The organism is Lacinutrix salivirga (genome assembly GCF_053604675.1).
Genome location: NZ_JBSHNP010000088.1, coordinates 67,459 through 92,357 on the forward strand (window position 1 = coordinate 67,459; position 24,899 = coordinate 92,357).

25 protein-coding genes are annotated in these 24,899 nt (G+C 30.4%); 19 read left to right on the top strand and 6 right to left on the bottom strand.

Translation table 11 applies throughout. The features are described 5' to 3' along the window. Position 1: 1 nt before the first annotated feature. From ACVC5O_RS04625 to ACVC5O_RS04690, 14 genes are all read left to right on the top strand, one after another. Complete coding sequence (locus ACVC5O_RS04625) at positions 2–1,273, top strand: adenylosuccinate synthase (protein WP_452220298.1); 1,272 nt, start codon at positions 2–4, stop codon at positions 1,271–1,273. 6 nt (positions 1,274–1,279) lie between these two features. Beyond that, the gene (locus tag ACVC5O_RS04630) at positions 1,280–2,407 is read left to right on the top strand and encodes a helix-turn-helix domain-containing protein (RefSeq protein ID WP_452220299.1); all 1,128 of its coding nucleotides are present in this window, start codon (positions 1,280–1,282) and stop codon (positions 2,405–2,407) included. Positions 2,408–2,483: 76 nt separating this feature from the next. Then, complete coding sequence (locus ACVC5O_RS04635) at positions 2,484–3,920, top strand: hypothetical protein (RefSeq protein ID WP_452220300.1); 1,437 nt, start codon at positions 2,484–2,486, stop codon at positions 3,918–3,920. A 2-nt stretch (positions 3,921–3,922) separates the two neighbouring features. Beyond that, the gene (locus ACVC5O_RS04640) at positions 3,923–4,336 is read left to right on the top strand and encodes a hypothetical protein (protein ID WP_452220301.1); all 414 of its coding nucleotides are present in this window, start codon (positions 3,923–3,925) and stop codon (positions 4,334–4,336) included. 57 nt (positions 4,337–4,393) lie between these two features. Beyond that, complete coding sequence (locus ACVC5O_RS04645) at positions 4,394–4,819, top strand: hypothetical protein (RefSeq protein WP_452220302.1); 426 nt, start codon at positions 4,394–4,396, stop codon at positions 4,817–4,819. 130 nt (positions 4,820–4,949) lie between these two features. After that, positions 4,950–5,504, top strand: a complete 555-nt coding sequence (locus tag ACVC5O_RS04650; RefSeq protein WP_452220303.1) for a hypothetical protein — start codon at positions 4,950–4,952, stop codon at positions 5,502–5,504. 312 nt (positions 5,505–5,816) lie between these two features. Beyond that, on the top strand, positions 5,817–6,209 hold the full coding sequence (locus ACVC5O_RS04655; RefSeq protein ID WP_452220304.1) for a hypothetical protein: 393 nt from the start codon (positions 5,817–5,819) through the stop codon (positions 6,207–6,209). Positions 6,210–6,355: 146 nt separating this feature from the next. After that, positions 6,356–8,185, top strand: a complete 1,830-nt coding sequence (locus ACVC5O_RS04660; RefSeq protein ID WP_452220305.1) for an OstA-like protein — start codon at positions 6,356–6,358, stop codon at positions 8,183–8,185. Further along, positions 8,178–9,365: an aspartate aminotransferase family protein gene (locus ACVC5O_RS04665; RefSeq protein ID WP_452220306.1), complete on the top strand. Its 1,188-nt coding sequence runs from the start codon at positions 8,178–8,180 to the stop codon at positions 9,363–9,365. The genes ACVC5O_RS04660 and ACVC5O_RS04665 overlap by 8 nt, the downstream gene beginning before the upstream one ends. A 149-nt stretch (positions 9,366–9,514) precedes the next feature. Next, positions 9,515–10,897: a tetratricopeptide repeat protein gene (locus ACVC5O_RS04670; protein ID WP_452220307.1), complete on the top strand. Its 1,383-nt coding sequence runs from the start codon at positions 9,515–9,517 to the stop codon at positions 10,895–10,897. Between the two features lie 57 nt (positions 10,898–10,954). Further along, the gene (locus tag ACVC5O_RS04675; RefSeq protein ID WP_452220308.1) at positions 10,955–11,962 is read left to right on the top strand and encodes a DUF368 domain-containing protein; all 1,008 of its coding nucleotides are present in this window, start codon (positions 10,955–10,957) and stop codon (positions 11,960–11,962) included. Further along, complete coding sequence (locus ACVC5O_RS04680; protein ID WP_452220309.1) at positions 11,962–12,981, top strand: DUF368 domain-containing protein; 1,020 nt, start codon at positions 11,962–11,964, stop codon at positions 12,979–12,981. Before ACVC5O_RS04675 ends, ACVC5O_RS04680 begins: the two co-directional genes overlap by 1 nt. Further along, positions 12,950–13,711, top strand: a complete 762-nt coding sequence (locus ACVC5O_RS04685; protein WP_452220310.1) for a shikimate dehydrogenase family protein — start codon at positions 12,950–12,952, stop codon at positions 13,709–13,711. The genes ACVC5O_RS04680 and ACVC5O_RS04685 overlap by 32 nt, the downstream gene beginning before the upstream one ends. A 90-nt stretch (positions 13,712–13,801) precedes the next feature. Beyond that, positions 13,802–15,718, top strand: a complete 1,917-nt coding sequence (locus ACVC5O_RS04690) for a DUF349 domain-containing protein (protein ID WP_452220311.1) — start codon at positions 13,802–13,804, stop codon at positions 15,716–15,718. A 484-nt stretch (positions 15,719–16,202) separates the two neighbouring features. Here ACVC5O_RS04690 and mazG read toward each other — a convergent pair whose 3' ends face one another. From mazG to ruvX, 4 genes are all read right to left on the bottom strand, one after another. Continuing rightward, entirely contained in the window at positions 16,203–16,976 is a 774-nt protein-coding gene (gene mazG / locus ACVC5O_RS04695; protein ID WP_452220312.1) for a nucleoside triphosphate pyrophosphohydrolase, read from the bottom strand. An 82-nt stretch (positions 16,977–17,058) separates the two neighbouring features. Continuing rightward, complete coding sequence (locus ACVC5O_RS04700) at positions 17,059–17,475, bottom strand: DUF5606 family protein (RefSeq protein WP_452220313.1); 417 nt, start codon at positions 17,473–17,475, stop codon at positions 17,059–17,061. Between the two features lie 54 nt (positions 17,476–17,529). Next, on the bottom strand, positions 17,530–18,120 hold the full coding sequence (gene def, locus ACVC5O_RS04705; RefSeq protein ID WP_452220314.1) for a peptide deformylase: 591 nt from the start codon (positions 18,118–18,120) through the stop codon (positions 17,530–17,532). Between the two features lie 7 nt (positions 18,121–18,127). After that, the gene (gene ruvX, locus ACVC5O_RS04710) at positions 18,128–18,538 is read right to left on the bottom strand and encodes a Holliday junction resolvase RuvX (protein WP_452220315.1); all 411 of its coding nucleotides are present in this window, start codon (positions 18,536–18,538) and stop codon (positions 18,128–18,130) included. A 134-nt stretch (positions 18,539–18,672) separates the two neighbouring features. On the opposite strand from ruvX, the gene ACVC5O_RS04715 reads away from it, so the two are divergent. Beyond that, positions 18,673–19,488 (top strand): 2,3,4,5-tetrahydropyridine-2,6-dicarboxylate N-succinyltransferase, encoded by an 816-nt coding sequence (locus ACVC5O_RS04715; protein ID WP_452220316.1) that lies wholly within the window; start codon positions 18,673–18,675, stop codon positions 19,486–19,488. Positions 19,489–19,575: 87 nt separating this feature from the next. Here ACVC5O_RS04715 and ACVC5O_RS04720 read toward each other — a convergent pair whose 3' ends face one another. Further along, positions 19,576–20,292, bottom strand: coding sequence for a lipopolysaccharide kinase InaA family protein (locus ACVC5O_RS04720; RefSeq protein ID WP_452220317.1), 717 nt, complete (start codon positions 20,290–20,292; stop codon positions 19,576–19,578). Positions 20,293–20,448: 156 nt separating this feature from the next. Here ACVC5O_RS04720 and ACVC5O_RS04725 point away from each other — a divergent pair, with 156 nt between their 5' ends. Next, entirely contained in the window at positions 20,449–21,522 is a 1,074-nt protein-coding gene (locus ACVC5O_RS04725) for a glycosyltransferase family 9 protein (protein ID WP_452220318.1), read from the top strand. Continuing rightward, positions 21,519–22,097 (top strand): class I SAM-dependent methyltransferase, encoded by a 579-nt coding sequence (locus tag ACVC5O_RS04730; RefSeq protein ID WP_452220319.1) that lies wholly within the window; start codon positions 21,519–21,521, stop codon positions 22,095–22,097. Before ACVC5O_RS04725 ends, ACVC5O_RS04730 begins: the two co-directional genes overlap by 4 nt. On the opposite strand, the gene ACVC5O_RS04735 is transcribed toward ACVC5O_RS04730, so the two are convergent. Further along, a complete protein-coding gene (locus ACVC5O_RS04735; RefSeq protein ID WP_452220320.1) occupies positions 22,094–22,927 on the bottom strand; it encodes a glycosyltransferase family 2 protein in 834 nt (277 codons plus the stop codon). The two genes, ACVC5O_RS04730 and ACVC5O_RS04735, sit on opposite strands and share 4 nt — an antisense overlap. A 133-nt stretch (positions 22,928–23,060) precedes the next feature. On the opposite strand from ACVC5O_RS04735, the gene ACVC5O_RS04740 reads away from it, so the two are divergent. Then, entirely contained in the window at positions 23,061–23,798 is a 738-nt protein-coding gene (locus ACVC5O_RS04740; protein ID WP_452220321.1) for a glycosyltransferase family 2 protein, read from the top strand. 112 nt (positions 23,799–23,910) lie between these two features. Continuing rightward, positions 23,911–24,699: a hypothetical protein gene (locus tag ACVC5O_RS04745; protein WP_452220322.1), complete on the top strand. Its 789-nt coding sequence runs from the start codon at positions 23,911–23,913 to the stop codon at positions 24,697–24,699. The last annotated feature ends 200 nt before the right edge of the window (positions 24,700–24,899 follow it).

Below are 24,899 nucleotides of genomic sequence, written 5' to 3' on the forward strand. Positions count from 1 at the left end.
AATGGCAGTAGATTTACTACTAGGACTACAATGGGGAGACGAAGGCAAAGGAAAAATTGTCGATGTTTTAACCTCTAATTACGATATTATTGCACGTTTTCAAGGTGGACCAAATGCTGGTCACACACTAGAATTTGATGGCATAAAACACGTATTACGCACTATTCCTTCTGGGATTTTTCATAAAAAATCTATGAATGTGATTGGTAATGGTGTAGTTATAGATCCTGTGGTTTTTGCAAAAGAGCTGGAAGGACTAGATCAATTTGATATTGATTACAAAGCTAAACTTATCATTTCGCGTAAAGCACATGTTATTTTACCAACTCATAGATTATTAGATGCGGCAAGTGAAGCCTCTAAAGGAAAAGCTAAAATCGGCTCTACTTTAAAAGGTATTGGTCCAACGTACATGGATAAAACAGGTCGTAATGGCATTCGTGTTGGCGATTTAGAGTTAGCAGATTGGAAAGATAAATACAGAGCTTTAGCCAATAAGCACGAGGCGATGATTAATTTTTATAATGTAGATGTACAGTATGATTTAGAAGAAATGGAAACTGAGTTCTTCGAATCTATTAAAGTATTAAAATCACTACAATTTATAGATTCTGAAGAGTATTTATACCAAGCGCAACACTCTGGTAAATCTATTTTAGCCGAAGGTGCTCAAGGGTCTTTATTAGATATCGATTTTGGGACGTATCCTTTTGTAACTTCTAGTAATACCACTGCAGCAGGAGCTTGTACAGGTTTAGGTGTTGCACCAAATCAAATTGGTGACGTCTATGGAATTTTTAAAGCCTATACTACTCGTGTTGGTTCTGGTCCTTTCCCAACCGAATTATTTGATTCCGTTGGCGAAGATATGGCACGTATTGGACACGAATTTGGCGCAGTTACAGGACGTGCTCGTCGTTGTGGTTGGTTAGATTTAGTAGCACTTAAATATGCTTGCCAAGTTAATGGTGTGACTAAATTAATGATGATGAAAGGTGATGTGCTTTCTGGATTTAAAACCCTTAAAGTCGCAACAGCTTATAAATATAAAGGAGAAACTATTACGCACTTACCATACAATATAGAACCTGAAAACATTACTCCTATTTATACAGATTTTAAAGGCTGGAAAGAGGATTTAACTCAAATGACAGATAAAGCGCAATTTCCAAAAGAATTAAACGATTATATCTCGTTTTTAGAAAAAGAACTCAATATTCCTATCCATGTGGTTTCTGTTGGACCAGATAGGAAACAGACTATTTTTATGTAACTGAATTTGAGTGATTTAAATTTTAATATATACAATATAATTATTTTCACTGGAATAATACAAGGCTTAATTTTTAGCCTAATCGTATTATTTAATAAAAAATATAAATCTAAGACTAATAATTATATTGTATTTACCGTTTTAGCTTTATCATTCAGCAATTTACAATACTGGATAGATGACGTTGGTTTAAAAGGATTTATATCAATTTTTGTTAACTTAAGAATTCCTTGTGACACCTTAATAGTTCCCTTTTTCTTTTTATTTGTTAATAGTTATTTAAAAAATAAAATTTCAAATAAAAATTTATTTTTATTAATCCTTCCGTTTTTTATTAGCCTATTTTTTAATATTATAATATCCTATAAATTATTCTTCAATGATAATCAATTAAGAACAATAAATATTTTATTAGAAACTTTCTCATTCTTATTCAATTTAATATTAATTGTAATTATTATACTAAAAATTAAAAATTATAAAAAAAATAATATTGAATATATAAAAGAAAACGTTAGAGCTAAAACTAAATGGTTAATACACATACTTTATATTGGAGGTATTATGTGTTTATTTTGGTTTGCAACTATAATAATAATGCAAACTAGTTTAAATACTGGACTTAAAATCTATTATCCTCTTTGGATAAGCATTTCGTTACTTGTATATTGGATTTCTTATGTAAGTATTATTAATTCTAAAATTAATAATGATAGAGAAACGATAAGAATAGCTTTAATAGAGCAAAACACTTTTTCAAAACTTTTAAAACCAAATAACAATATATCTAATAACAAATCTTTGAACAAAATCATGGATTGGATTACAGAAGAAGAAATATATTTAAATCCAGACTTAAACTTAACCTTAGTTGCTGATAAATTTGAGATAAGTAAAGGTTATATATCCCAATTATTTAATGCTAATACTAACTATAATTTTAATGATTTCATTAATAAATTAAGGATAAACAAATCCCAAGAAATGCTTTTAGATAATAATTACAAAAATTATACAATTGAGTCAATTGGGTTAGAAGCGGGTTTTAATTCTAAATCAAGTTTTTATACAGCATTTAAAAAATTTACTAACAAAACACCTGTGCAATATAAAAAAGGTGTCCGAAATAATTAACTATCTTAATATTTCGTACTTTTAAAATTATAATACAACTTATTATTGTTTCATTAAAAATTTAAAAACTAAACTTATGAAACACAAAATGAAAAATTTATTAAAAATCGGATTCTTAGCTCTAGGAATACTTTTACTTAATGTTAGTTGCTCGGAAGAGAGTATATCAAACCTTGAGCTATCAGAAATTAAACAAATACAAAACAATTTTACGCTAGAAAATTTTAGTAATTCATTTATAAAAAACAATCTAGATGTAGATTGGACAAACTATAATCAAAAAGTTAACAACGAAAACTCTTTTTTAACTTATGAATTTAATACACATTTAAAAGTAAGAAGTGAATTAGAAAAATTTTCTGTGTTTAAATTAATTGTATACCAAGACGATGATGATTTATGGAATTATGAGATTATTAAATTTTTATCTAGTAACACTAATTTACCGAATGAATTAGGCTATTTTAAAACTAAAGACTTTAATGGCACAGTATATCATTACAATTTAAAAGGAGAAAACACAATAATAAAAGCTTACGAAAAAGGTGTTATTATTGAAAAAATTACACTACAAGACTTTACAGGAATTAATACTCTTGAAAGAGCTCCTGCAGTAGGTGGAACACATTGTGCTGGCTGTTGGACCTTGGTAAGAACTAACCATTATACAGATTGGTATTCAAATTCTGGAGGAGGCTCTACTTTGTATTATTCTCACTCTTCTTATGATGGAACAACAACAGAATGGGTATATATACCACCAAATAATGACTATCATGGAATGCCTTACGATATAGATGATGCTTCATATCATGACCACTATAATGGTCCACATGCTGGAGGAGTCGGTAATAATCATAATGAAGAAGTTATATTAACGCAAGAAGAAATTGATGATATTTGGTCGGATATTTTTCCTGTAGATTATGGTGGAAATCCTATTCAAAACTTAGTGGAATATTTAAAATGTTTTGATCTAACTCAAAGTGCTGAAATAACAATATACGTAGACCAACCAATACCAAACTCAACAGATCCGTATAGTTATAATTTGAGCATTTCTGATCCTATTGATGTAGGACATACTTTTATTGGTATCAATCAAAATGGTATAACAAGATATTTAGGATTTTACCCTACACCAAATACAATTAATCCGACAAGTGGTGTAATAACTTCTGCTGGCTTAATTCGAGATAATAGTGACACAGAATTTGACGTAAGTTTATCTACAAATATTACGCCTACACAGTTAGCAAATGTTCATAATTTAATTACGAATTACAGTGCTAATTACAATTTAAATACAAATAATTGTACCGATTTTGGTAATCAAGTTTTTAATTTAATAGGTATATCGCTTCCTGATACAAATGGAGTTTGGCCTTATGGAGGGAATGGTAGTAATCCAGGTAATCTTGGTCAGGATATTAGAAATATGACAGTTCCTCAAGGAGCTACAAGAAGCACAAATAATAGTAACACGCAAAATAATAATGGAACATGCAACTAATTATGAATAATACAATATTAAATATTTTATTTGTTTTTCTTATTTTTAACTTTACTTCTTGCTCAAAAACTAGTAAATTAATAACACAAACTGGAATATCAAATATAAACTTAGGTGATAAAGTCAACACAAGAAACGTATCTGATATTGAAGTTATTACCGATGAAAACAATGTTATAAAATCTATTAGTACTGATTCTGAAAAATATAAAACTTCGGAAGGGGTTTGTGTAGGCTTTAAAATTGATTCAGTTAAACTAATTTATAAGAATAGCTTTTTACAAAAAATCACAAACAATAATCAAAATGAAAATGGTAAATTAGTAATTCATAAAAATATCTTTTTTTTAGATTCTGATAATGATGGGCTTATTGATAATATTTCAGTAAAAAAGTTATATATAAACAAAAACTAAAATATCTCCATAACGCTCCAAGCTAATAGCTTGGAGCGTTTAAATAAATATATAGCCATGTACAGACTTATATTTACAACTTTATTAACTCTATGCACATTAAGTAATAATGTAATAGCGCAAAGTAAAGATATCACTATTTATTATGAGAAAAATAATGACAATTCAATAAGTTTTTATTACGAAAAAGAATATTCAGGTAGCATATACTTAACTGTTGAGCTAAAGAATTTACAAAACACTAGCAAATCTGATTTTAATGGATTAATAAATAGGGATTCTGGTTCTCTTTTTAATTTGCGTCCTATTAATACAAAGAAAAACATCGGGTTTGGTTATAAATACTCTTACATTAAAGGCATTCCAAACTCTAAATTTGACCGTATATTTGTTTATAGTTTACCTTTTGATAAAGGAAAAACATTAACAGTTGTCGAAAGCCAAAATTTAAAAAAAAGTACTTTGAAAGTATATAAGAGATGAAATGACAAATGGTACACATATTAGTGGTGGAAAAGCCAGTTTCACTCCTCCATTGGGCTTTAATGGTCCAATTAAAGACTATGAAAGCTATTGGTTTCTGCCAGATGATTGTGACTAAAATTATTGTAAAATGTTATTCGAAAACTATTTAAATACTATTTCTTATTTATATTACCCAAAAGGAAAATCTATATTTGACATAGATTATAATGACAGTTTGGAAGCTAAACGTTATTTAGAAAAAACAAATTATAACAATTCAAATAACACTGAATTTAATCTTTTTTTAAAAAAATTAGAAAATAAAATTAGACCTCTTTCAATAACTGAGTTCAAAATGGGTTTAACTTTTCCTTCTTATAATTTTCAAATTGTTTTGGATTGTTATAAATCAAAAATAAATGTGCTATCAATTTACATTAGTCATCTAATACCATACTATCATATTTGCTTATTAGAAGGTAATAATGATGTAGATTATAATAAGGTAACTTTGAAAGAAAGTTATTCATTTGACACAATAAAACTAGTAGAATTAATAAAAAATGAAATAACAAACAATCTTTTTTATTACGAATTTCCTAAACAATTTTTATTAAAAAAAGCATCTAATATTAGGTCAGAAGAAAAATTCACTTATTTAAATGCTTTTTTTATAGATCATTATAGAATTATTAACTTTTGATATAAAAAAAATATGGATATTAGTATAGGTGATTATTACTTTACTATTTTAAATTGGCAAATTATAGTGTGTATTATAATTTTTGTAATTATTATCTATTTAATTATAAATAAAATAGTTAGCAAGAGAATAAATAAGTAGTAGTACTTATTATAATTTTAAAACATATTACCCAAATCAAAACGCTCTAAGTTAGCTTGGAGCGTTAAAATAAATATATAGCCATGTACAGACTTATTTTTACAACTTTATTAACTCTATGCACATTAAGTAATAATGTAATAGCGCAAAGTAAAGTTATCACTATTCATTATGAGAAAAATAATGATGATTGTTAACATGAAAAATATTTTAATTACTATAATTCTTATATCATTTTTCTCATGCCAACCTAACAATTTAGATTGGTCAAATTTAGATGAATTTATCATTTATAAAGAAAAAGGGTTAGATCCTTCTTATTTGCAAAACAAAGATTTTTTTAAGTTAAAAACTGAAAAAGTTATACCTCTACTTAAAACTAGTAAAGAAACAAACTCTATATTTCTTTGGAAAGGACATTGGATTGCAAAAGCTAGTTTTAATAACAAAGAGGTGTTATTTTTCAAAATTAGTGTCTATAGCGATATTATTTATGATTTAAAAAATAAAAAAAGCTATAAATTACCAAGTGGAAGCATAAACATTCTATTGAACACTAAATAAAAGAAATTACAAAACAACCCCTAAAAACCTGCCAACAAAAACTGGCAGGTTTTTTGGTATTTAATCATAAAGTTTTCATAAGTGACTACAAAAGCACTAATACTTAACTAAATTTATCATTATTTTTGCGCAAACAATACATTATATTGAAATTACACAAATACATATTCCTATTTTTAAGTCTTACGTTTTTAAGCACAATTGCTCAAGCTCAAAACAACAAACGTATTGAGATTAGGGAAGCAGGTTTTGGAGATATCGACGAAGAAAAATATCCAGGAGCTAGAATTTTAACGCGTAGCGAAGCAGGACAAGTCCACGTATTCCACGATGGCATAGACATGTGGTGTGACCAAGCCATTATATATAGTAAAGACGATTTTATAGAAGCCTACGGAAACGTAAAAATGAAGCAAGGCGATACTATAAACATGAATGCCAATTACGCCGAATATAGTGGAAAAACCCAATTAGCATTTGCTAGTGGAGATGTGGTGTTAACAGAGCCAAGCTCAAAATTAACAACAGATAAACTCTATTTTGATCGTGTAAAACAACAAGCCTTTTATAAAACAGGAGGCACTGTGGTAAGAGATAGTTCTGGTACTATTACAAGTACAATTGGTCGTTACTACATGAACCAGAAAAAATACCAATTTGTTAACAAAGTAAAACTTGTAAATCCAGACTACGTATTAAAAACAGAGCAGTTAGATTATTATACAACAACTGCACACGCTTATATGTTTGGACCAAGTACAATAACAGACGCTTCGAGTAAAATTTATAGCGAACGTGGATTTTACGACACCAAAAATAAAGTAGGCCATTTTGTAAGAAAATCGAGGATTGATTACGATAATCGCATTATAGAAGGCGACAGTTTGTTTTTTAACCGTTTGAAAAATTTCGCCTCTGCAACCAATAATATTACAATTACAGACACTATAAATAATAGCATTATTAAAGGTCATTATGCCGAAGTGTTTAAAGATAAAGACTCCGTGTTTATTACCAAACGCGCTTTAGCCATTACGCTTCAGGAAAACGATTCTATTTTTATGCATGCAGACACGCTAATGGTTACTGGTAAGCCAGAACATAGAATTACGAGAGCCTTTAGAAACGCTAAAATTTTTAAATCCGATATGAGCGGAAAAGCAGATTCTATACATGCTAATCACAAAACAGGACTTACAAAACTTATCAATTTATCGCGTTTATCGTCTAATGATGCCTTTGCCACCAAACGCAAACCTATTCTCTGGAATTTCGCCAATCAGATGACAGGAGATACTATTCATTTAAAATCAAATCCAAAAACAGAGAAATTAGATTCGCTAATTGTATTCGAAAATGCCTTTTTAATAAGTAAAGACACTATAAGTGAAGATGGTTACAATCAAATTTCTGGTAAACGACTCTATGGTTTGTTTAATGAAAATAACAAGCTAAAACAAGTTGATGTGATTAAAAATGCAGAATCTATTTATTACGCAAGAAATGATGAAAACGAATTAATAGGTATCGAAAAATCAAAATCTGCAAGTATTGTGATGTATTTTGAAGCTAATGAAATTGTTGAGCTTAGAAAAAACAATCAAGTAGAAGGCAAACTATATCCAGAAACTGAGTTTCCAAAAAACGCAAGAAAACTAAGAGGTTTTGATTGGCGAGAAGACGAACGTCCAACAAGTGTAGAAAGCCTTTTTGAAGACGATCCACCTTTAAACCTACCAGTAATTAAAGGTTTGGAAGCTTATGTGCCACAAGAAGAGTTTTTTGATGAAGCTTTAATTGAACGCGTTCAAAAAGCCGAAAAAGAAGAAACAAAACCTAAAACCGAAGCTAAGAAACCACAACTTAAAGCAGAGCAAAAACCCTCAAAAGCGGCAAGACGTTTACCTCAAAAAATGAGAGATTCTCTTATGAATTCAGACTCTGGAAGAAAACCTATTTTAAAGAAAAATGAGTAGTGATTTTCAAAAATATCAGGCACAAACAACACCACATCCTTTAGCTTTAGAAATCGCTCATGCAGAAGGCTCGTATATCTATGATACAAATAACAAAGCCTATTTAGATTTTGTCGCAGGAGTTTCCGCATTACCTTTAGGCCACAGACATCCACGAGTAATTTCAGCAATAAAAAAACAGCTCGACAGCTATATGCACGTTATGGTTTATGGTGAATATATTCAAAAACCAGCAGTCGAACTTACCAAGTTATTAGCCAAATATTTACCAGCACATTTACAAACCACTTATTTAGTAAATTCTGGAACCGAAGCTATTGAAGGTGCACTAAAACTAGCCAAACGTTTCACTGGTCGCTCACAACTAATTGCCGCTCATAATGCCTATCATGGCAATACTTTAGGCTCACTTAGTCTTATGGATTTCGAGGAACGCAAAGCACCATTTAGGCCTTTGTTACCAGATGTTAGTCACATTACTTTCAATTACGAGCCTCATTTAAAACACATTACTACAAAAACAGCTTGTGTTGTTTTAGAAACTATACAAGGTGGAGCAGGTGTTATTGAGCCTCAAAATAACTTTTTACAAAAAATTAAAGCACGTTGTACAGAAGTTGGTGCTTTGCTTATTTTAGACGAAATTCAACCAGGAATAGGACGTACAGGAAAGCTTTTTGGTTTTGAGCATTATAATTGCGAACCAGATATTTTGGTTACAGGTAAAGGATTAGCTGGTGGCATGCCAATTGGAGCCTTTACAGCTTCAGAAAAAATGATGAGTTGCTTGCAGGACAATCCAAAACTTGGTCACATCACTACTTTTGGTGGTCATCCAGTAATTGCAGCAGCTGCACTTGCTACCTTAAAAGAAATAACCGAAAGTGATTTAATGGCTAAAACACTTGAAAAAGAAGCTTTATTTAGGAAACTCTTACAGCATCCTCTCATAACAGAAATTAGAGGCAAAGGCTTAATGCTTGCTGCACTAACGCCTTCCGCAGAACTAACAAATGAAATTATTTTAAAAGCGCAAAACAAAGGTTTAATTCTATTTTGGCTTCTTTTTGAAACTAAAGCTATTAGAATTACACCTCCTTTAACGATTTCAAATGAAGAAATTGAGAAAGGTTGTGGCATTATTATTGACATACTTAATTCAATAACACAAAAAAAGTAGGCTTTTAACCTACTGAAAATCAATTAAAAACCACCAAAAACAAACTATTAAAGTGCAAAGTGTTAATTACTTTGTTAAAAACATTTAATGTTTTAAAGCCTTCAAACGGCTAATGAACATTACATTTATTGAACTATAAACAAGTGCCTATGGAGTTTAGTCAAGAAGACCATAACAACTTATCGCTAACAAAATTTGAATCGATGTTAAAAACAAACAATGTGTTGTTTTTTGACTCTGCAGAATTTGAAAATATAATCCACTATTACCTTAATCAAGGCAAGGTGGCATTGGCAAAAAAGGCTATTAAATTAGGATTAGAACAACATCCAACCTCTACAAATCTTAAATTATTTAAAACTGAAGTTTTCATTTTTGAAAACAAACTCGATGAAGCCAATAAACTACTTAATGAACTGTATATTGTTGAGCCTTTAAATGAAGAAATCCACATTCAAAAAGCAAATCTTTTATCTAAAGAAGATAAGCATGAACTTGCCATAGATGTCTTAACTAAAGCCTTAGACCTTTCGGAAGATAATGTAGATATATACTCACTAATTGGTATGGAATATTTATTTCTAGATCAATTTGAAAATGCAAAAGTAAGCTTCATGAAGTGCCTAGAAAGTGACCCAGAAGATTACACCTCACTTTATAATGTTATTTATTGTTTCGATTTTTTAGACCAAAATGAAGAAGCAGTCACCTATTTAAACATTTATTTAGACAAAAATCCTTATTGCGAAGTCGCTTGGCACCAACTAGGAAAGCAATATTACGCCATTAAAGACTATAAAAAAGCACTTGCTGCTTTTGATTTTGCTATAATTTCTGACGATACTTTTATAGGTGCATACCTCGAAAAAGGTAAGGTATTAGAAAAACTTGGCGAATATAAAGAAGCGATAGAAAATTATGAAATTTCCCTTCAATTAGAAGATCCAACGTCTTTTGCTTTATTAAGAATAGGACAATGTTACGAAAAATTAGGAGATAAAAAGTTAGCAGTACAGTACTATTATAAAACAGTAAAAGAAGACCCATTATTAGATAAAGGATGGATTGCTATTACCAAATTTTACAACAAACAAAAAAAATACCAAAAAGCATTATACTATATAAATAAAGCAATACATATAGATAGTGAAAATGTTAAGTACTGGAAATTATATGCACAAATCAATCATCGTTTAAAGTTTTATGAAGAAACCGAACATGGTTTAAAGCGTGCCTTAGAATTAGGGAATTATGAGCTAGAAACTTGGTTACTAAGATGCGATGTCCTTATACTATTAGGTGAACCTGAATCTGCTATTAAAAATGTATTACAAGCGTCGGAGTTTTACCCAGAACAAGCAGAAATAGAATTTAGACTTGCAGGATTATACTATAAACTTTTAGAAACAGAAAAGGCAAGTTACCATTTAAAAAATGCCTTTATTTTTGATGCTGAGCAAGTAATTATTCTCGAAGAATTATTTCCAAAAGTGTATCAAATGCTAAAAGATACCAATAGGTTAAATTCTTAATATAAAACTCATCTTCTTTTAAAAATTATATACCTTTGGTTTACTAAAAAACTAAAGATGCAAAGACGTTTTATAGATTACCTAATTATTTCATTAAAAGGTGCTGCAATGGGAGCAGCAGATGCAGTTCCAGGAGTTTCTGGAGGCACAATAGCTTTTATTTCTGGTATTTACGAAGAGTTGGTAAATACCATAAGCAACATTAATATTTCATTATTCAAAACGCTAAAAAACGAAGGCTTTAGCGCCTTTTGGCGACAAGCTAATGGTAATTTTGTATCTGCTTTACTCATTGGCTTAATAATTAGTTTTGTCTCTTTTATGCGCTTGGCAAAAGTACTTATAGAGCAACATCCTGTACTTATTTGGTCGTTCTTTTTTGGCCTTATTTTAGTTAGCATTTATTTTGTTGGTAAACAAATAACAAAGTGGAATATTCCTACTGTAATAGCACTAATTGTTGGAGCACTTGTTGCATTTTACATTACTAGCTTACCGTCTTTAGCCTCTAGTACAAACTCATTCTTTCTGTTTTTTGCAGGTGCAATAGCTATTTGCGCAATGATTTTACCAGGCATTTCTGGTTCGTTTATATTGGTTATTCTTGGTGCTTATAAAACCTTAAGCAATGCGTTTCATGATTTCGATATTAAAAAAATTGCACTTTTTGCTTTAGGAGCTATTGTAGGTTTATTAAGTTTTAGCAGACTTTTAAAATGGCTATTTAAACATTATAACAATATAACTTTAGCGGTTTTAACAGGTTTTATTGCAGGTTCTTTAAACAAAGTTTGGCCTTGGAAACGTACAATTACTGTAATGGATGATGCATCTGGTAAAATTGTACCTTTTAATAAAGTGTCTGATTTAGCAACCCTTTCTGTACACCAAAAAAACACACTAGATTTCGAATCCTATAAAATTGTAATAGAAGAAAGTATTTCGCCATTTACCTATGCCAAACTTAATGGTATTGACGATCAACTTTTAATTGCAATTATATTAATGACCTTTGGGTTTTTAACCATTTTAATATTAGAAAAGCTAGGCGCTAAAAAGAAATAATGGAACAAACGCGTACACTAAAAGATAAATTTTTCTTGGTTTTAAAAGGTCTAGGAATGGGAGCAGCTAATAAAGTTCCTGGTGTATCTGGTGGTGTTGTTGCGTTTGTTGCTGGTTTTTACGAAGAGTTTATTTACTCCCTTCAAAAAGTAAATAAAAATGCATTTAAGCTACTTTTTACTGGTCGGTTTAAAAGCTTTTACAATTATATTAATGGTCCATTTTTAAGTCTTCTCTTTTTTGGAATGCTAATTAGCTACTTTAGTATTTCTAAGATTTTAGATTATTTTATAAAGCATTATGAGCTATATGTTTGGAGTGTCTTTTTTGGGATGATTTTAGGGTCTATTTACTATATAAGCAAGGATTTTAAAGACTGGAATACCAAAACGTACCTTAGTCTCTTTTTAGGTGTGGCTCTAGGAATTGCGATTAGTTTTTTAGATCCTGCTACCGAAAATGATAATCTTATTTTTGTGTTTTTCTGTGGTATAATAAGCGTTTCTGGTATGACACTTCCAGGATTTTCAGGTTCTTTTATTTTAATCTTGTTAGGAAATTATGTATTGCTACTTGTGGACTCTGTAAATGCTTTATACGACACATTTATTGAAATGGTTTCAGGCGATTTTAGTTTTTTAGAAAATACTATTAGATTAAGATTACTAAAAGTATTAGCTGTTTTTACTTTAGGCTCCATAACAGGATTAGTAACCTTTTCGCATGTTTTAAACTATATTTTAAAACATTATAAAAGCATAACTATTGCAACTATTATAGGCTTTATTGTTGGCTCACTTGGTGTAGTTTGGCCTTGGAAAAAAACTGTTTTTAAAACAAATCCCGATAACAGTTATATGCTAGATTCCACAGGTAAAAAAATTATAGAAAACTATAATAGGTACATACCTGAGTTAAACCAAGAGACTTTTTTAGCCCTTTTGTTTATAATTATAGGTATTGCAATTGTTTTAGGTTTAGAACTTTATGGACGAAAAACCAGACCAGCAAATGCGTAGATTCGGACTTTTAGGCAAAAACATTTCGTACTCTTTTTCTAAAGGGTATTTTGAAACTAAGTTTAAGCAAAAAGCAATCGAAAATGCTTCCTATGAAAACTTTGACATAGAAAATATTAAATTATTTAAAAGCATTTTTAAAAAAAACGCAAATATTAAAGGCCTAAACGTCACCATTCCTTATAAAGAAGCTGTAATACCATATTTAGACAAACTGAATAAAAAAGCTAAAAAAATTGGTGCAGTTAACACTATCAAAATAACAAAAAAAGGAAAGCTTATTGGATACAATACAGACTATTATGGATTTAAAAACAGCTTAAAACCGCATTTAAAACCACATCATAAAAAAGCATTGATTTTAGGAACTGGAGGTGCAAGTAAGGCGGTTGCTTTTGCACTACAACAACTTAATATTGAGTATAAATTTGTGTCTCGCAACGTTTCAAATAATAGTACAATGGCTTATAACAATTTGCTAGATGACCATATAAATAATGCCTCTATTATAATTAATTGTACACCTTTAGGTACGTTTCCAAATGTTAAGCAACGACCAGAAATTCCTTACCATGCAATTAATAATAAACATATATTATTCGATTTAATTTACAATCCTGAAGAAACCACTTTTTTAAAATTAGGAAAATCACAAGGCGCTACCATTATAAATGGCTATAACATGTTAGTGTTACAAGCAGAAAAATCTTGGTCTATTTGGAACAAGTAACTTAAAATTAAAACTCTACAACCTTTGTATATATTGAAGTTGTTAGTATATTTAAACACTAATTAATACAGTAATAAATAACATTTTAAAATGTCAGAGCAAGATAACCTGCAAAATGCAGACGGAATTGAGAAGAAAGAAGCTGTTAAAAGCACAGAATCTACAGTAACTTCGGAAGAAATTAAAGAGGAAGCAACACCTAATGAAGAGGATGCTGCTTTAGACGAAATTGAAGCCTCTAATGCTGAAGATGCTGAAGATGAAGGCAATAGTGAAAGACATAATATAGAAGAAAAAGCTTACGAAGAGCTCTCTATGGATGCTTTGGTAGAAGAATTTGAGAAACTACTTAACTCTCAAAAAATCCAAGCTATAAAAAAACCTGCAGACGAGATTAAAAACGAATTTTACAATAAGTATAACGAACTTGTAGAGGAAAGAAAAGAAGCATTTTTAAGCGAAGGCGGAAACGAAATCGATTTTCACTATTCTAATCCTGTTCAAAATAAATTTAAATCCCTTTATAAGGAATACAGACAAAAACTAAACGCACATTATAAAAACTTAGAGTCGAGTTTAAAAGATAACTTATCTAAAAGACTTACTATAATTGAAAATATTAAAGCGCTAATGGAAGATGCTGAAGACAGTATGAACTCCAAATACAAAGCCTTTAAAGATTTACAAGACCAATGGAAAACAGCTGGTCCAATACCAAGAGATAAATATAATAATGCTTGGAATAGCTACCACTTTAACGTAGAGAAATTTTACGACCTCTTACATTTAGACAGAGACTTAAGAGACAAAGATTTTGAGCATAACTTAGAGCAGAAAATTAAAATTATAGAACGTGCCGAAGAACTTGCTGCAGACGATGACACCAATAGAGCCTTTAGAGAACTCCAAGTCTTACATAAATTATGGAAAGAAGATTTAGGACCTGTAGCTAAAGAACATAGAGAATTAGTTTGGGATCGATTTAAAGCGGCAACAAAAAAAATACACGATAAAAGACAAGAATATTTCTCTAAATTGGATGAAGTTTACGAGCAAAATCTAAAAAACAAACACGAGATTATTGATAAAATTGAAGCAATTACTGCCTCTGAAATGAAATCTCATGGTGTGATCCAAAATAAGATTAAAGAAATTGAAGCATTAAGAGCCGAATTTTTTAAAGCAGGAAAAGTACCTATTAAGGTTAATGAAGCAACGTGGACTAAGTTTAAATCTGCTGTTAGAGAATTTAATAAAACCAAAAATGCGTTTTACAAAAATTTAAAGAAAGACCAATACGATAATTTAGCAAAAAAACTAGAGCTTATTAAAATTGCAGAAGACAATAAAGACAGTGAAGATTTTGAATCCACTACACCTTTAATGAAAAAAATACAAGGCGATTGGAAACGTATTGGCCATGTACCAAGAAAAGACAGCGACAAGATCTGGAAACAATTTAAAGCTGCTTGTAATCATTATTTTGATCGCATACATGCTGAAAGGAATGCTGCTACACAAGAAGAAGAGCAACATTTTGAAACCAAAACTACGCTTTTAAAAGAAGTAGAAAGCTTAAAACTTAAAGGCGATCAAAAAGAAGATTTAAAAGACATTAAAGAGTATATCCAAAAATGGAAAAACGTTGGTCGTGTACCAAATAACAAGCGCCAAATAGAAGGACAATTTAATAAAGCTCTCGATGGTTTATTTACATCGTTGGATATGAATAAAACCGAAGTTGAGCTTATTAAATTTGATAATAAACTACAAGATTTAAGTACAGCAAAGGACTCTAGAGTATTAGATAACGAACGTAGTTTTATAAGAAAAAAAGTGGATGAAATTAAAGGAGAAATCAACCAGTTAGAAAACAATTTACAGTTTTTCTCTAATGTGGATGATAAAAACCCTTTAGTGCAAGATGTACACAAAAACATTGCTAAGCATAAAGACGCTTTAACGCTTTGGAAAACTAAACTTAAAAAAATTAAGGAATTATATTAAGCAAAAAGAGATTACAAAATAAACTCATTTTATAAAAACAGCTTTTACATGTAAAAGCTGTTTTTTTTTGAGCAAATTATGAGCAATTACAAAAGGTATAAAAAACCAAATCCTGCTTGTATAAACAAGCAGGATTGTGGCTCCTAACTAAACTAACTAATAGTATTTATAAAGCTATAAATACAATTGTTTTTAAATGATATGACAAGTTTATTTGTGTTTGCTATTAACCAATTATTCTTATGAAAACCATATCATTTTATATATATACGCAACAAAAATAGTTTTGGACTACGAAGACTATAAAAAAATAAAATTTTTTTATAGTTCTGATAAGTAAAGAAGAATATTAAATGTTAATTATCTGGTTTTGAGAATTTTATATTAATTTTAAAATCTACTAAAAAAGAGTTTCCAATTACTGTTTTTTGGCTTCTTCCCAAAAATTGAGGTATTTGAAAAATCTACTAAAAAGATTTTCCAATTACTGTTTTTTGGCTTCTTCCCAAAAAACATCCATTTCACCAAGAGTCATGTCTTTTAAGTCTTTATTTAAGCTTTTAGCCTTTGCTTCTAAATACTGAAAGCGTTTTGAAAACTTTTTGTTTGTGCGCTCCAAAGCATTTTCTGGATTAATTTTTAAAAAACGTGCATAATTCACCATTGAAAATAAAACATCTCCAAATTCGCTTTCCATAGCATCTCTGTTATTGGCTTTTACTTCGTCTTTAAACTCTTGTAACTCCTCCTCTACTTTTTCCCATACTTGTTCTGGTTGTTCCCAATCAAAACCTACTCCTGCTACTTTATCTTGTATTCGGTTTGCTTTTACTAATGCTGGTAAGCTTTTAGGCACACCTTCGAGCACACTTGTTTTGCCTTCTTTTAGCTTCAGTTTTTCCCAATTGCTTTTTACTTCTTCTTCATCTTTAACATTGACATCGCCATAAATATGTGGATGTCTGTAAATTAGTTTTTCGCAAATAGAGTTACACACATCTGCAATATCAAAACTATTTGTTTCGCTTCCTATTTTAGCATAAAACACTAAATGCAATAAGAGATCTCCAACTTCCTTCTTTACTTCTTCTAAATCATTATCCAAAATAGCGTCTCCTAATTCGTAGGTTTCTTCTATGGTTAAATGGCGTAGTGTTTCCATAGTTTGTTTTTTGTCCCAAGGACATTGCTCACGCAACTCGTCCATTATAGTTAACAATCTATCAAAGGCTTTTAGTTGGTCTGCTCTAGAATTCATTTTTTATGTTTTTGTAAAAGTACTATTTCTATAAACAAAAAAATCCAGCGATTGGCTGGATTTTTAATTGGTAATATTTTATTTATTCTTCTTCATCTGAAGCGTCTTCGTCTTCTAAGTTAAGCAAGTCGTTTTTTAATAGCATATTGTACCATTGTACAACTTTTTTTATGTCGCTTGCATACACTCTATCTTCGTCATAATCTGGTAAAACTTCAAAGAAATACTCTTCTAATTTATCTTTTCCATCTTTATGGCTAATAGAAGTTTCCTTACCATCTTCCTTGTCTTGGATTTTTTTAAACACAGCTTTAAGTGGCACTTCCTCTGTTAAAGTATAGATTGCTATTTCGCTTAACACACTTACATTTTGTTGTAATCCTACAGAAATTCGCTTTTTATCTATTAACGATTCTGCAACAAAACCTGAACGTGTTTGGGTTAATAATTTATATAATCCTGGCTTCCCAGAAATGGCTAAAACTTTCTTTAAACTCATAATCTATTTTTTAAGGATAGCAAATATGCAATGTTAGTTACTATTTTGCAACAATTATCTTTTCTTTTTCATATCAGGAAAACGCATTCTGTAATCTATGCTAATTTTCCCTTTAGAAATATTAGATAATTTTCCTTTTATTAAACGTTTTTTTAATGACGATAGTTTATCTGTAAACAAAACACCTTCAATATGATCGTACTCGTGTTGAATAATTCGTGCTATTAATCCTGAATAATTTTCGGTATGTTTTTTAAAATTCGCGTCGTAATATTCAATAGTAATATCTGGTTTTCTAAACACGTCTTCGCGCACGTCTGGAATACTTAAACAGCCTTCGTTAAAAGCCCATTCGTCGCCTTTTTCCTCTAAAATTTTGGCATTAATAAAGGTCTTTTTAAATACTTTTAATTCTTCTTGCTCTTCTGAAGTAAACACGTCGTCTTCTGCAAATGGAGAGGCATCGACCAAAAACAAGCGTATTGGTAATCCTATTTGAGGAGCTGCTAAACCTACACCATGAGCGCCATACATGGTCTCGTACATGTTTTCGATAAGTGTGTCTAGCTTAGGATAGTCTTTATTAATTTCTTTTCCTTTTTTCTTTAAAACAGGGTCGCCATAGGCTACAATTGGTAATATCATGTAATTTTTATTTGTTGTAAAGGTAACTTTGCAAAATTATTGTTGCACTAATTTCGTCTAGTAATGCTTTATTTTTTCTTTGTTTCTTTTTTAAACCACTATCAATCATGGTTTGAAATGCCATTTTTGAGGTAAAACGCTCATCTACTCTTTCCATTGGTATGTTTGGATATTGTTGTTCTAATGTTTTTAAAAACGGAAGAATTAATGCTTCGCTCTCTGACACCTCGTTATTCATTTGTTTGGGAGCACCAACCAAAAACAACTCTACCTTTTCTTTATTTAAATAGTTTTTTAAAAATGGTAACAATTCTTTTGTAGCCACAGTTGTAAGTCCTGAAGCTATAATTTGAAGCTCATCAGTCACAGCGATTCCTGTTCTTACTTTTCCGTAATCTATTGCTAAAATTCTTGCCATAATATGTTACTCAAAAAAACGACTATTTTTTTATTAATTTTTTGTGCAAATTTAAACTTTTATAGTCTTATCCTATAAAATTTCGTGCCATAATTCATTTTTACAGTTTATATTTGTTGAAAATTCAATGATTTATGAGCACATTACAGCAAACCATAGAAAACGCTTGGGACAACAGTGCACTTTTAAAAGAAGAAGCAACTCAAAAAGCGATTAGAGAAGTGGTTAATTTATTAGACTTAGGCACATTACGTGTTGCAGAACCTACTACAAAGGGTTGGCAGGTTAACGAATGGGTTAAAAAAGCTGTAGTGTTATATTTCCCTATACAAAAAATGGAAACTTTAGAGGTTGGTATTTTTGAGTATCATGATAAAATTCCATTAAAAAAAGGCTACAAAGAAAAAGGTGTTAGAGTTGTACCACATGCTGTTGCACGACATGGTGCTTACATTTCTAGTGGCACTATTTTAATGCCAAGTTATGTAAATATTGGTGCGTATGTAGATGAGGGCACAATGGTAGATACTTGGGCAACTGTTGGGAGTTGTGCGCAAATTGGTAAAAATGTACACTTGTCTGGTGGTGTTGGGATTGGAGGCGTTTTAGAACCTCTACAAGCTGCTCCTGTAATTATAGAAGATGGTGCTTTTATTGGCTCGCGTTGTATAGTTGTTGAAGGCGTACGTGTAGAAACCGAAGCGGTTTTAGGTGCAAACGTTGTGCTAACTATGAGTACAAAAATCATTGATGTTACTGGAAATGAACCTATAGAGATGAAAGGTATTGTGCCAGCTCGTTCTGTAGTTATTCCTGGTAGTTACACTAAAACATTTCCTGCTGGAGATTATAATGTGCCTTGTGCTTTAATTATTGGTAAGCGTAAAGAAAGTACTAATAAAAAGACGTCACTAAACGATGCTTTGCGTGAGCATAATGTTGCAGTTTAGGTGATTGGGTGTAGATTTATTCGATTGTTGGAAAATAATTATTGATAACTGGTAATTGTTAATTGTTAATTGATAATTAATAAAAAATCAATTTCCAAACCGCATTTTCCTTCCACTACGTCTTAGCTTTTTACTATTAATTTTTCGTTGAAAATCTCGACTATGCTTTAGCATTAAATCGTGTGTTTTGTCATAAGATTCGCCATACAATTCTGCATATTTCTTGGCCATTATTTTTACCATAGTTTTAGACAACCAAAGACGTCTAAAATTATGCATACGCTTATTAAAATTAAGTGTTTCAAAGCGCATTCGGTTTAAATCAATAAGATAAAAAGCGTAATTATTTTCGTTTTTTACAATTAAGGTATTGCCTGGAGAATGGTCTAAAAAGTTAATATTATTTTCGTGTAGCTTAAAAGTAAACTCCGTAAACTGTTTTAAGATTTCTTCTCTATTCTCAAATTTTGGCTGGTGTATTAAATCTCTAAAATCAAAATCGTAATCAACCTGTTTACTTATGTAATAGCTCTCCTTTAAACCCAAACCACTACTCTGCTCTACATAAGCAATTGGGAATGGTGTTAAAATATGACTAGCAATTAGTGTTTTAGCATACTCAAAAGAGCGTTTAGCTTTAGAGGGTCTAATGTATTTATAAATAAAACTATTAAATGTATTTGGTGTTTTAAAGGACTTAATATTAATCGCTTCGCCTTCTATAGTAAAACGCTTAATAACATTACGTTGCCCTTTAGTGACATAATCTCCTTCACTATTAAAATTAGAAATACAATCTGCCAATTGCGCTTCTAAATGCTTATATTTTGGATGAATATGTATAATAGCTTACTTATTTTGAGATTTTTCAAAGATATATGAATTCATATTTTAATTAAAGCCGAAAAAATAATATTTTGCATTGTTCTTTATAAAAAAGCTCTGTTTGCAGTAAATAGTATGAAAAAAATTCTGGTAATTCAAAATAAACGAATTGGTGATGTCTTAATCGTTTCGGTCATTGCGCAAAACATGAAAACCATTTTTCCAGACAGTCAAATAGACTATTTAGTGTACGATTACACGACTGGTGTAATTGAGAATAATCCGAATATTGATAATATTATTACTATTAACGATAAAGAGCTAAAGAAAATAGGCAATCTATTCCGTTTAATTTCTTCTATTAAAAAAGAAAAATACGATATTATTTTCGACCCTTACGCTAAGCTTCAAAGTCGCTTAATTTGCTTATTCTCTAAAGCTCCAATGCGAATAAGTTTCAAAAAAAGAAATCGAAAAACCATACTACCTTTTTACACGCATACAGTTCCATTTTTAGACCATAAAACTAAAGTTTGTGGAAAAGTTATAGAAGACAGAATACGTTTAGTCACTTCCTTTTTTGATATTCCTGAAGACAAAATAGTGTACGAACCTCAAATTTATTTAACTGAAGAAGAACAACGCTACAACAAATTAGAGCAGTACAACAACCCTTTTGTTATGCTTGGCGTTTTAGGCAGCACACCACAAAAATCGATGCCTTACGAGTATATTGTAGAGCTTATAGATTTTATTACAGCCAATTTTGAAGTGAATGTTTTATTTAATTACGCACCTCACCAAAAAGAAGATGCTTTAAGTATTTACGAACAGTGTAAACACAAAGACGCTATAGTTATAGATATTTACGAAGACAGCATAAGAGGATTTATTAAACTTATGAATAAATGTGCTATTCTGGTTGGTAACGAAGGCGGAATTATCCATATCTCTAAAGCTTTAGACAAACCTACATTTACCATTTTCTCACCTTATGTGATTAAAGACCATTGGGCAAGTTTTGAAGATGGCAAAACACATACTTCCATTCATTTATTAGAAGAAAAACCCGATTTATTTTCAACAGATAGAGCAGAAAGACGTAAAATTGAAGCCGATCCAAGTTTTATGTACAAACAGTTAACACCAGAATTAATACTACCAAAACTCAACGTGTTTTTAAAACAGCACCTTAAAAACAACGCATGAATATTGTAGATAAATTTAGACTTTGGAAACGGAAACAACGCTGGAACAGTCAATACAAAAATGGCAAATGGGAAAAGTTAAAAGGCAAAGAAGAAGCCGAAAGATATAAAACCATTGGTGATTTTGTGTTAAAATCTGCTCCCAATAATGCTACACTATTAGAGCTTGGTTGTGGAGAAGGTATTTTATTACACTACTTAAAAGCTGTAAACTATAAAAAATATATTGGCATCGATTTCTCGCAAGTATCCATAACTAGTGCAAAAACACTAAATTATAAAAATACCGAGTTTATTTGTGCAGACATCCATACTTATAAACCAGAATTACTATTCGATGCTATAATTTTTAATGAGTCCTTTTATTACATCCATAAAAACGAACGTGCAAAAGTATTAAACACTGTGCTTGCGCATTTAAAACCAAATGGATTAGTAATTAATTCGGTGTATAAAGACAAGTTTAATTGTTGGCCTTATTTTGAGAAAGACCTCTTAAAGCATTTAGAATTTAAAACAATAACTGGGAGCCATCCAGAAAACTTCTGGAAAATTGGAGTGTATAAAAAAATTTAATCTTTAGTAGTTAACTTTTCAATACCATAAGGTGTTTTTATCACATTATTCACTTTGGTGTTTTTTCTAATAGCTAAGTTTCTATCTAAAGATTCTTTAGTTTTATAACCACGAGGATGGTCTAAATGCAAGCAAATGGCTTTGTAACGTATTTGTTTAGGTTTAATACCAAGATTCACCAAGCGCTCACCTAGTTCTCTATCTGGTCCACCATATTGCATACGCTCGTCATAACCATTAATAGCAATTAAATCGCTTTTCCAAGCAGAAGAGTTACAGTTGTTAAATGTTGCTCCTGTTGGTGTAACTACATCCAAAAAACTAGCAAGCTTATCGCCAACACTTAATTTTAATTTTTGCTTTGTGCCTAAAACACCTTGTTTTTTTAACCATTCCGGATTAAAGCAATTTTCGTTTTCAATATCTGCTAACTCAATTTTTTTGCTAGTTGGCATATCTAATTTGCAATAACCACCAGATAAAAAATACCCTTCTTCAGCATATTTTGCGTGAGTAGATACAAAATCTGTACGTGCAATACAGTCGCCATCTGTCATTAAAATATAATCGTGTGCAGTTTGTACAATACACTTATTTAACAACTCTTGTCGTCTGTAGCCTTTATCTTCATGCCAAATATGGCGTAAGTTTACAGGATAATCTGCCTTAAAACTATCAATTAAATTTTTAGTAGTTTCTCGCGAGCCATCATCTGCAACAATCACTTCAAAATTATCATAATCCTGATGCTTGTAGCTCTCCAAAACTTTGGCTAACCAGTCTTCAGAATTATAAGTACTCACTATTACAGAAATAGGCAATCCGCTCATAAAATGCTTCTTTTTATTACAAAGCAAAGATAAACATATTTAATTAATTTTTCTGTTTTCGCTTAAAGCGGAAGGCATCATAATTCCTTTAATGCTTTCAAATAAAATTGTAAATTTGTGTTTATAAAATATAATGGCAACACTCTCTGTAATCATACCAACTTATAACGAACAAGACTATCTTGAAAAAGCATTGCGTTCGGTACGGTTTGCAGACGAAATTATTGTAATAGACTCCTTAAGCACAGACCAAACAGTTGCTATAGCAGAGCAGTTTAATGCCAAAGTAGTACACCGAAAATTCGATAACTTCTCCAACCAAAAAAACCACGCTTTACAATTTGCAACAGGAGAATGGGTGTTGTTTATTGATGCCGACGAGCGCATACCAAATGCACTAAAACAAGAAATTTTACAAGCCATAGATACCAACAAATATGCTGGATACAAACTTAATTTCCCGCATTTTTACATGAATCGGTTTTTGTACCATCACAGCGATACTGTTACGCGATTAGTAAAGCGAGACGCTTGCCATTTTGAAGGTGCTGTTCACGAAAAACTAATTGTAAAAGGTAGCATTGGTAAACTAAAAAATCCTGTATTGCATTTTACCTATAAAGGCTTAATGCATTACATAAGCAAAAAAGACAGTTACGCTTGGTTCCAAGCGCAACAAATGCTAGATAAAGGCAAAAAAGCAACCTATTTTCACTTAGCGTTTAAACCCTTTTACAGGTTTTTTAATAGTTATATTTTACGTGGTGGTTTTTTAGATGGTATTCCTGGTCTAGCTGTAGCAAGTATAAATGCGTATGGTGTGTTTTCGCGCTATGTAAAATTAATGTTGTTAAAGCGTGGGATTCGATAAAACTAATTAAAGCTCTTAAATAATTTGGTTTGTTTCTGATGCTGAAAATTGGTAGATTCGTTAAATGAATGCTATTAAAATACAAAACGTTTAATATCAAAACGCATTTTGAATGGAAGTTATAAACCCAAATGAAATTGGAGCAAAAATTTCAACATTAATAACTGAAGCTGATGAAAAATTCTACGCAGTAACACCATATTTAGATTTATCTAAATGGAGAAAAATATTAATTAGTCTTGAAAATGCAATAAAAAGAGGAGTTGAAGTAAAATTTTATTTTCGTGAAATAAAGGAAAAAGATTTTCAGGTATTACAAAATCTCGGAATTGAATTGAATCAAATAAATGGGCTCCACACAAAACTTTATATTAATGAAAGTGAAACTATTGTGAGCAGTATGAATTTATACGAGTTTTCAGACTTATATTCAATCGATATTGCACTTCATTTTAAAGAAAACAAAGATTACAATAAGATTTATAATTATTTTATAAAATATATTTTATCTAAAAAGAACACTAAAAATTATGTTTCGCAAAATGAAAAAGACAATCTTGATTCCTTGCATGCTTTTTTGGGAAATAGATTCTCAAAATATAGAATAAATAATGGAGGAAATTATCTTTTTACTTCAAATTTAGTTCCAATATTTCATCTATTTATTACTACATCCGAAATCAAATTAAAATACCCAAGAAGAAACCCTGAGAAACATAAAGTTGTAGAGTTGACCACAAAAATTAAACAAGTTTATAAAGGAAAAATAACTGAAATTCCACCAAAAATAGACCTTGATCGTAATACTAGATATGATTATTATTTATGGGAAATAAATTTACCTATTTGTGATTTTATAACTTTTTCGAATATTATTTGTGACTTGCAAAAAATAGAATAGAAAAATTATTAATAGCCTTTTTTGAAGTTTTCTACCAACAAAAAATCAGCATTTAGCATTCACTAATTTCAATTACACACTCAAATAATTTGGTTTGTTTCTAAACCTAAAAAACGCTAGTTTCGTTTAACGAATGATATAAAACAAAACAACGTTTGATATCAGAACACATTAAACAAACCCTCCATTTTTCTACAAAA